We start from the raw sequence: 8,355 nt of genomic DNA on the forward strand, positions 1-8,355 counted from the left end.
CGCCTCCTTTACTCAACGTCTTCGTCATCAAATCCGATTACAGCCGCTTCTTCCGGCAGATCCTCCTCGTCGATGACCTGGGCCGGAACCTCGGCCGAGGTTTCGGATACGACGTTCTCCAGGGCTGCAACTTCATTAATCTCGTCTGCTTCCATCTTCTTCATATCGACTTCCAGACCTTCTTCATCCAGCATCTTGACGTCGATCGCCAGCGCCTGCAGCTCATGCTTCAAGACGCGGAACGATTCAGGAATGCCCGGTTCCGGCAGATCCTTGCCCTTGATGATTGCTTCGTAGGTCTTTGTGCGGCCGACGATATCGTCCGACTTCACAGTCAGGATTTCCTGCAGCGTATGCGCGGCGCCGTAAGCTTCCAGCGCCCAGACTTCCATTTCGCCAAAACGCTGGCCGCCGTTCTGCGCCTTACCGCCTAACGGCTGCTGCGTAACTAAGCTGTACGGTCCGGTTGCACGGGCATGCAGCTTATCGTCGACCATGTGCGCCAGTTTAATCATATACATGACGCCGACAGAAATCCGTTCGTCATACGGTTCGCCGGTCTTGCCATCGTGCAGCACCAGCTTGCCGTCCTGGGAGGTCTGTGCTTCTTCCATGATCGATTTCAGTTCATCATTGGAAATTCCGTCGAAGACCGGCGTCGCAAACTTCACACCCAGCGTCTTCGCGGCCATGCCCAGATGGATTTCCAGAACCTGTCCGATGTTCATACGGGATGGAACGCCGAATGGGTTCAGCATGATATCGATCGGTGTGCCATCCGGCAAATATGGCATATCCTCGATCGGCAGGATCTTGGAGATAACGCCCTTGTTGCCGTGACGGCCGGCCATTTTATCACCTTCAGAAATCTTACGTTTCTGAACGATATAGACTTTAACGACTTCATTGACTCCCGGCGGCAGATCGTGACCTTCGTTGCGCTTGAAAATGCGGATTGAATGAACGATGCCGGCGCCGCCATGCGGTACTTTCAGCGAATTGTCGCGGACTTCTCTGGACTTTTCACCGAAGATCGCCAACAACAGCTTTTCTTCCGGGGAGATTTCGCTCTGGCCCTTCGGGGTGACCTTACCGACCAGGATGTCGCCTTCCTTGACTTCCGCACCGACCATGACGATGCCGCGGCCGTCGAGGTGGCGGCAGGCATTTTCGCTGACGTTTGGAATATCGCGGGTAATTTCTTCAGGTCCCAGCTTCGTTTCGCGGCATTCAATGTCGTATTCCTCAATATGAATAGAAGTGTAGACATCGTCGCGGACCATCCGCTCGGACATGATGATCGCATCTTCGTAGTTATAACCGTGCCAGGTCATGAACGCGATCGTCACGTTCTGGCCTAACGCCAGCTCGCCTTTTTCCATTGAAGGACCGTCGGCCAGGATATCGCCGCGTTCCACACGCTCGCCATGCTTGACGATCGGCCGTTGGTTGATGCAGGTGCCGGCGTTGGAACGGCGGAATTTCTGCAACTCATAAACACGCTGTTCCCCTTCATCTTCGGTGACGACGATTTTATTCGCGTCCACATAGGTGACGACCCCGTTGCCGGTGCAGATGCAGGCACTGCCGGAGTCCCGCGCAATGCGGTGCTCCATACCGGTTCCGACATACGGAGAATGCGGATTCAGCAGCGGCACAGCCTGACGCTGCATGTTCGCGCCCATCAGGGCACGGGAAGCATCATCGTTTTCCAGGAATGGGATACAGGCGGTTGCGACGGAAACGATCTGTTTCGGTGAAACGTCCGCCAGCTCAACCTGATTGCGGTGAGCCATGATTGTTTCTCCCGCTTTTCGGGCAACGACCATGTCGTTGATCAGACGTCCCTCATGCACTTCGTTCGCCTGTGCGATGACGTAATCGTTTTCTTCATCCGCCGACAGGTAAACATAGTCTTCCGTGACTTCGCCGTCTTCTTTAACAAGACGGTACGGCGTTTCAATAAAGCCGTATTCATTGATCTTCGCATAGGTTGTCAGGTTGGAGATCAGACCGATGTTCGGACCTTCCGGCGTTTCAATCGGACAGATTCGGCCGTAATGGCTGTTGTGAACGTCACGGACTTCGAAGCCGGCGCGCTCACGCGTTAAGCCGCCTGGACCCAGCGCGGAAATACGGCGCTTGTTGGTCAGCTCAGCCAGCGGATTCTGCTGATCCATGAACTGCGACAGCTGCGAGGAGGAGAAGAACTCCTTGATCGCCGCGGTCAGCGGACGGATATTCGTTAACTGCTTCGGCGTCAGACCTGCCGCCTCGGCAATTGACATTCTTTCTTTAACGACCCGTTCCATTCGGCTTAAACCGATCCGGAACTGGTTCTGGATCAGTTCGCCGACCGTGCGGATCCGACGGTTGCCCAGCATATCGATATCATCGACGCTGCCGACGCCGTCCATCATGTTCAGCTCATAGCTGTAGAAGGCGTACATGTCGGAAATCGTGATCGTCTTTTTCTGGTTGATCGGGTCGATCGCCACGATCTTGATCGGATTGCTGCAATCGGCGGATGTCGATACCTGGATCGTCTGTACGGCCGCGCCGACCAGCCAGGCTGTGATCGCCTGATTCTGATGTGCGCGTTCGATGATGACCTGCTGCTCGGAAGCGCTCAGCTTCGAGTAATCCTCATCCGGGATGTAGCGGTCAACCACCAGCTCGCCGTTGTTGGTCATGTCTTCGTTATTCGCCGTCAATCGGCCGATCACGAAGAAACGGTGACCGTAATTCAGGACCGCAGAGGCGTTTTCTGCCGTCAGCGCGACTGGCTTGGCCACCAGTCCGGAATAAACGCGGACTTCCTTGACTTCCTTCGCCAGGGCTTCAATATCTTTTTCCGTCAGAACGGTGCCTTTTTCAAACAGGCGGTCGCCGCACTCGACGTCGTTGGCCAGAATCCGGCCGATCAGTCCCAGACTCCAGGACGTATCCATCATGGAAGTATCTGGATGCGAGAATTCATGCACGAACGGGAAAGCTGTTACATGGCTGCCCTTGAGCATTTCCACGCGCAGGACGTTTCTTTCCTTCTTCGTGACAAACGTGCCTTTTTCAAACAACACTTTGCCTTCGCCGCTCAGAACGTCTTCGGCCAAATAGGTGCCTTCCATCCGATCCGTCAGCGACAGTTTCTTATTTAATTTATACCGGCCGGCCTTGGTCAGGTCATACCGGCGGTGATCGAAGAACTTGGCGTTCATCAAGTTAACCGAACCGTCGATCGTCGGAACTTCATCGGAACGCTGGTTTTCATAGATTGCCAGCAGCGCCTCGTTGCTCGTCTTGATCTTATCGGCGGCCAGCGTATTGCGGATTTCTTCATAGTTGCCGAAGAACGAGGTATATAAAAGCATATACAGGTTCAGGAATTCGCGCGGTTCACCCTCAACGATGTTCTCTTCGAACACTTCGAGTCCCAACGCTTTTAAGAACCGGCGGATTTCCGCCGTATCAAAACCGTCTTCGCTCTTTTCCAGGTTCAAGGACATACCGATTGCCTTGAACAGGATTGTGGATAAAATTTTACGTTTGCGGTCGACTGACATGTTGACAATCCGGCCTAACGCCGCCTTCTTGCCGTCAGTCATGAACTCCAGCCACGTGCCGCGGCTTGGGATCAGTTCACAGTTGTAGCTATCTTTGCCAGTTTTGTCTTCGGAAGCAATATCAAAATAAGCGCCTGGCGAACGTACAATCTGAGAAACGATAACACGTTCAGCGCCGTTGATAATGAAAGTTCCGGTTTCCGTCATCATCGGGAATTCGCCCAGGAAAACGTCTTCCCACTTTGTCAGTACTTCACCGGTTGTATTGTCGACCATTTCCAGCTCCATTTTCGCTTTCAATGGCGCGGCGAAATTCGCCTCCCGGTATTTGCACTCGTTGACGGTATACTTTGGCGTGCCGAATTCGTAATCTACGAATTTCAGGCGAATATTTCCACCGTAGTTCTGAATCGGGTAAATATCTTCAAAAACTTCCCTGATGCCTTCTCTGATAAACCATTCAAAAGACTGAGTCTGCACTTCAACCAGATCAGGAAGATCGAGGTTGCCGCTGACCTTGGAATAATTCCGGCGTTCTGCCTTTTTACCCAGTTTTTCAATACGGTAGTTCTGCATTTTTTCCATGTACGCCATCCTTTCATAACAGTGTTAACAACGGCTAAAAGGGCCTAAAACCCCCTTAACTTTTATACATTTTTGCAATTTAATATAGTACCAAACTTAACACAAGTTGTCAATCTGTTTTTGTCGATTTTAAAATGTAATATCCCTTTTCCTTGTTGATCACTTCGCAGTTGCCAAATATTTCCTCTATTTTAGCTTTAGCGCTGAGCGCGCCCTGCTGCTTGCGGATCACCACATACAGATGTCCCTGCGGACGCAAATGGTCATACGCCTGCTCAAACATCGCATAGATCACTTTCTTGCCCGCCCGGATCGGCGGATTGGTCAGAATATCGCTCAACGTTTCAGTGACATTCCCAAAGATATCCGATACCCGAACTTCAGCCTCCACGCTGTTCTTCTGCGCATTAAGAACAGCCAGCTCGACCGCCCGGGGATTGACATCCACCATCAGCATTTCAGCGTCCGGAAACATTTTTTTCACCGTGACGCCGATCACGCCGTAGCCGCAGCCCAGATCTAATATGTGATCTCCCAGCGGTTCTTCTTTTATCGTTTTCAACAGGACATACGATCCAAAATCCACTTCACTTTTACAGAACACGCCGTTATCCGTGATCAAAGGGATAATAAAGCCCGAAAACCGGAAAGAAATCTCCTTCCGGTTTTGTGGTAGTTGACGATTGTCAGTAAAGTAATGACTCATTCGATCGCCTCCCATGGGCTAATTGCATTCCGCCGTCATGACGGAATTGTTCTGTTGTCGGATTGTACGAAACTTATTTAATTTCGACAGAAGCGCCGGCATCCATCAGTTTCTTCTTGATTTCTTCCGCTTCTTCAGGCTTGATGTTTTCCTTGATCGCGCTTGGGCACTTGTCAACTAAGCCCTTCGCTTCAACCAGGCCTAAGCCAGTGATTTCACGAACAACCTTGATGACGCCAACCTTCGAAGCGCCGACTTCCTTCAGGAATACGGAAACTTCAGTCGGTCCTGTAGGCGCTGCAGCTTCAGCCGGAGCCGCTGCTGCAACCGGAGCCGCAGCCGTTACGCCGAATTCTTCTTCGATCGCTTTTACCAGTTCGTTCAGTTCCAGAATTGTCATCTCTTTCAGAGATTCGATGATTTCAGCATTTGTTAACTTTGCCATGTTCTTATTCCTCCTTGGTCAGTTTTGTTATTCAGCAGCTGCTTCTTCAGCAGGAGCAGCTTCTCCGTCTTTGTCAGCGACTGCTTTCACAGCGCAAGCGAAGCTGCGGACAGGCGCCTGCAGGCAGCTCAGCAGCATCGACAGCATGCCTTCACGGTTCGGCAGGCTGGAGAGTTCCTTAATCGTATCGACGCCGACGACTTTACCTTCGACGATCGCACCTTTCAGAACCAGTTTGTCGTGCTTCTTGGCGAACTTCGCCAGCACGCGGCTTGGCGCAACAGCATCATCAGAGAATGCGATTGCGTTTGGTCCGGTCAGCTGTTCTGTCAGTTCGTTGAATCCGGCAGCCTCAGCGGCACGCTGGGACATGGAATTCTTGTAAACCTTGAATTCAATGCCTTCAGCCCGCAGGCTTCTTCTCAACTCAGTGACTTCGGCAACTGTCAGACCACGGTATTCAACAACGACTGTTGACTGGCTGGCGGTCATTTTTTCCTGAATTTCGGAAACGACTGCCTTTTTAGATTCTAATACCGCATCTTTCATTCCGTACACCTCCATTTTATACTGTCACAATATACCTGAATATAAAAACCCGCACTCAAGACAGCACGGGTTTTGAAAGTTCAAAGTTGATCTTCCTACCTCGGCAACCTGATTAAGCCGTTAGGCCGTTGCTGTCTATGGTATATTGATAACAAACTAATTTTAACAGGGTTTGCGTAATTGTCAAGCAATTACTCAGCAGCGACACGAATCGCCGGTCCCATCGTTGTGGAAACCGTGATGCTCTTCATGTAGTTACCCTTGACTGCCGCCGGACGTGCCTTCGCGATCACGTTGTACAGCGCTTTCGCGTTTTCCGCCAGCTGTTCGTCAGTGAAGGAGCACTTGCCGATCATAACGTTGATGTTGCCTTCTTTGTCAACACGGTAAGTAACCTTACCTTTCTTGATTTCATTGACAGCGTTGGCGATGTTCATCGTGACGGTGCCCGTCTTCGGGTTCGGCATCAAGCCCTTAGGGCCCAGGATCTTACCCAGCTTGCCGAGTTCACCCATCATATCCGGAGTCGCGACGATCACGTCGAATCCGAACCAGCCCTTTTTGATATCTTCCAGGATTTCCTTGCCGCCGACAAAATCTGCGCCGGCATCCTTGGCTTCCTGTTCCTTCGCGCCCTGAGTCACGACTAAGACTTTCTGGGAGCGGCCTGTGCCGTTCGGCAGAACCATCGCGCCGCGGATCTGCTGATCAGCGTGACGTGGGTCAACGTTCAGGTTGAAGGAGATTTCGACGGATGCGTCGAACTTTGTTGTGTTGATTTTCTTCGCCAGAGCTACCGCTTCCGCCAGGCTGTACAGCTTCGCTGCGTCGACCTGCTTCAGGGCCTCTGTGTATTTCTTACCTCTTTTTGCCATCGTGATGTCCCTCTCTTATTCCATACCTTCGACAGCGACGCCCATATTGCGCGCTGTTCCGGCGATAATCCGCATTGCTGCTTCTACATCATTGGCGTTCAGATCCGGCATCTTGTACTCAGCGATTTCTCTGCACTTTTCCAGAGAGATTTTTCCGACGATGTTGGCTTTGGCACTGCCCGATCCGGACTTGATACCGGCAGCCTTCTTGATCAGAACTGAGGCTGGTGTCGTTTTCAGAACGAAATCAAAGCTCTTGTCTTCATACGCTGTGATGATGACAGGAACGATATCGCCTGCACGATCCTTGGTCGCATCGTTAAATGCGTTGCAGAACTGCGGCATGTTGATGCCTGCAGAGGCCAGCGCCGGTCCCGGCCGGGCTCCGCCTGCCTGGAACTGGAGCTTACAAATCTTTGCAACTTTCTTGCTCACAAGACATTCCTCCTTAAAATTGATTGTCTGTGCTGTGGTTAGTGGACAGGTGCAACACCGTCCTCCCACGCATAATAAAACTTGCTGCCTTCGACAGCATTACTATTCTAAGCAGATTTAACCCTTTAGTCAAGGGATATTTTCGATTTTGGCCGGATTTATCAACGCGTCACACGAATGACAGGATCGCCGGTCTTAACCACCCCGGGCTTGGCAATTTCCAGCTGATACCCGCCACCGTTGGTTACGACCAGCATCGTCGTCAGATCGATATGATTTTTTTCCATAAATCCCCGATCAATCCGGATCAGCGGTTCTCCCGCCCGGACTTTTGCACCAGGCTGAACATAAACTTCCAAGCCTCGGCCCTGAAGCTCCACTGTATCCATGCCGACATGCAGCAGCACCTCAACGCCATTGGCGCCTTTTAATCCGACCGCATGACGCGTTGCCGCTACAAGCAGCACTGTGCCGGTCAGCGGCGACAGAATCTTTTCGCCTTCAAAACGAAATGCAATTCCCTCACCCATCATCTTCTGCGCAAATACCGGATCCGGCACTTCTTCCAAGGGCAAACTGATGCCGTCAATCGGTGCCAGGATGTCGCAATACGCAGGTTTCTTAAATAAATTAAACATGGCAGCCTCCTTGCGCAAGCTCATCCAAAGTTCTGCTTAGATTGATAAGCAGGAAAGATTCGGATGATTTGCGATGTTTCATTGTTCTCATTTTAAAGAATACCGTTCTAATTCGCAACGGTTAATCCTGTTGTTTAAGGATTCCTTCATTTTTCTCTGTTCTTTCTACTTATTTTTTCTGAATTCAGGTTACTTTCCTGATCTCAAATTCTCAAGCTTTTAGATAATCAGCCGCTTTGTACTGGCGGTGTTGCCGATGTCTTCAGCCTAAATTACAAAAAGCCGGAATCCATGCCTTTCTTGGGACGTATTCCGGCCTGGCATACATAAGCAACGCTCAGCTTAAGAAACAAAAGTAATCCCGCTGCCTCATCTATTCGCCGATCAATTTCAACAACAATTTCCATAAATAGAAATTAGAATAGGAAGCTCGATACTAGTTTCTTATTCTCGTTGCAATCTGATCCGCGGTCCATTCAGGATGTTCTTCATGACAGATAAATATCTGACGAATTACTGTTTCATCTTCATCTAAGATCTCCGCGATCTCTGAAATAGA

General features: G+C 50.8%; 7 protein-coding genes and 1 other annotated feature. All 7 genes read right to left on the reverse strand.

All coding sequences use genetic code 11. The features are described 5' to 3' along the window. Positions 1-8: 8 nt before the first annotated feature. On the reverse strand, positions 9-4,148 hold the full coding sequence (gene rpoB, locus HOLDEFILI_RS00490; protein WP_039863548.1) for a DNA-directed RNA polymerase subunit beta: 4,140 nt from the start codon (positions 4,146-4,148) through the stop codon (positions 9-11). Between the two features lie 109 nt (positions 4,149-4,257). Beyond that, entirely contained in the window at positions 4,258-4,854 is a 597-nt protein-coding gene (locus tag HOLDEFILI_RS00495; protein ID WP_039863549.1) for a class I SAM-dependent methyltransferase, read from the reverse strand. A gap of 73 nt (positions 4,855-4,927) precedes the next feature. Beyond that, positions 4,928-5,299, reverse strand: a complete 372-nt coding sequence (rplL, locus tag HOLDEFILI_RS00500; RefSeq protein WP_006057333.1) for a 50S ribosomal protein L7/L12 — start codon at positions 5,297-5,299, stop codon at positions 4,928-4,930. A 27-nt stretch (positions 5,300-5,326) separates the two neighbouring features. After that, positions 5,327-5,848 carry a 50S ribosomal protein L10 gene (rplJ, locus tag HOLDEFILI_RS00505; RefSeq protein ID WP_039863550.1) on the reverse strand — a complete coding sequence of 174 codons (522 nt, stop codon included), beginning with the start codon at positions 5,846-5,848 and terminating at the stop codon, positions 5,327-5,329. Between the two features lie 33 nt (positions 5,849-5,881). Beyond that, positions 5,882-6,007: a sequence feature (ribosomal protein L10 leader region), on the reverse strand. A gap of 32 nt (positions 6,008-6,039) precedes the next feature. Beyond that, a complete protein-coding gene (gene rplA / locus HOLDEFILI_RS00510; RefSeq protein ID WP_006057335.1) occupies positions 6,040-6,723 on the reverse strand; it encodes a 50S ribosomal protein L1 in 684 nt (227 codons plus the stop codon). A gap of 15 nt (positions 6,724-6,738) precedes the next feature. Further along, positions 6,739-7,158, reverse strand: a complete 420-nt coding sequence (gene rplK, locus HOLDEFILI_RS00515) for a 50S ribosomal protein L11 (protein WP_006057336.1) — start codon at positions 7,156-7,158, stop codon at positions 6,739-6,741. A gap of 161 nt (positions 7,159-7,319) precedes the next feature. Continuing rightward, positions 7,320-7,796 (reverse strand): PTS sugar transporter subunit IIA, encoded by a 477-nt coding sequence (locus HOLDEFILI_RS00520; protein WP_039863553.1) that lies wholly within the window; start codon positions 7,794-7,796, stop codon positions 7,320-7,322. Positions 7,797-8,355 lie beyond the last annotated feature (559 nt).

The sequence above is a fragment of the Holdemania filiformis DSM 12042 genome (genome assembly GCF_000157995.1).
Classification (GTDB): Bacteria; Bacillota_I; Bacilli_A; order Erysipelotrichales; family Erysipelotrichaceae; genus Holdemania; species Holdemania filiformis.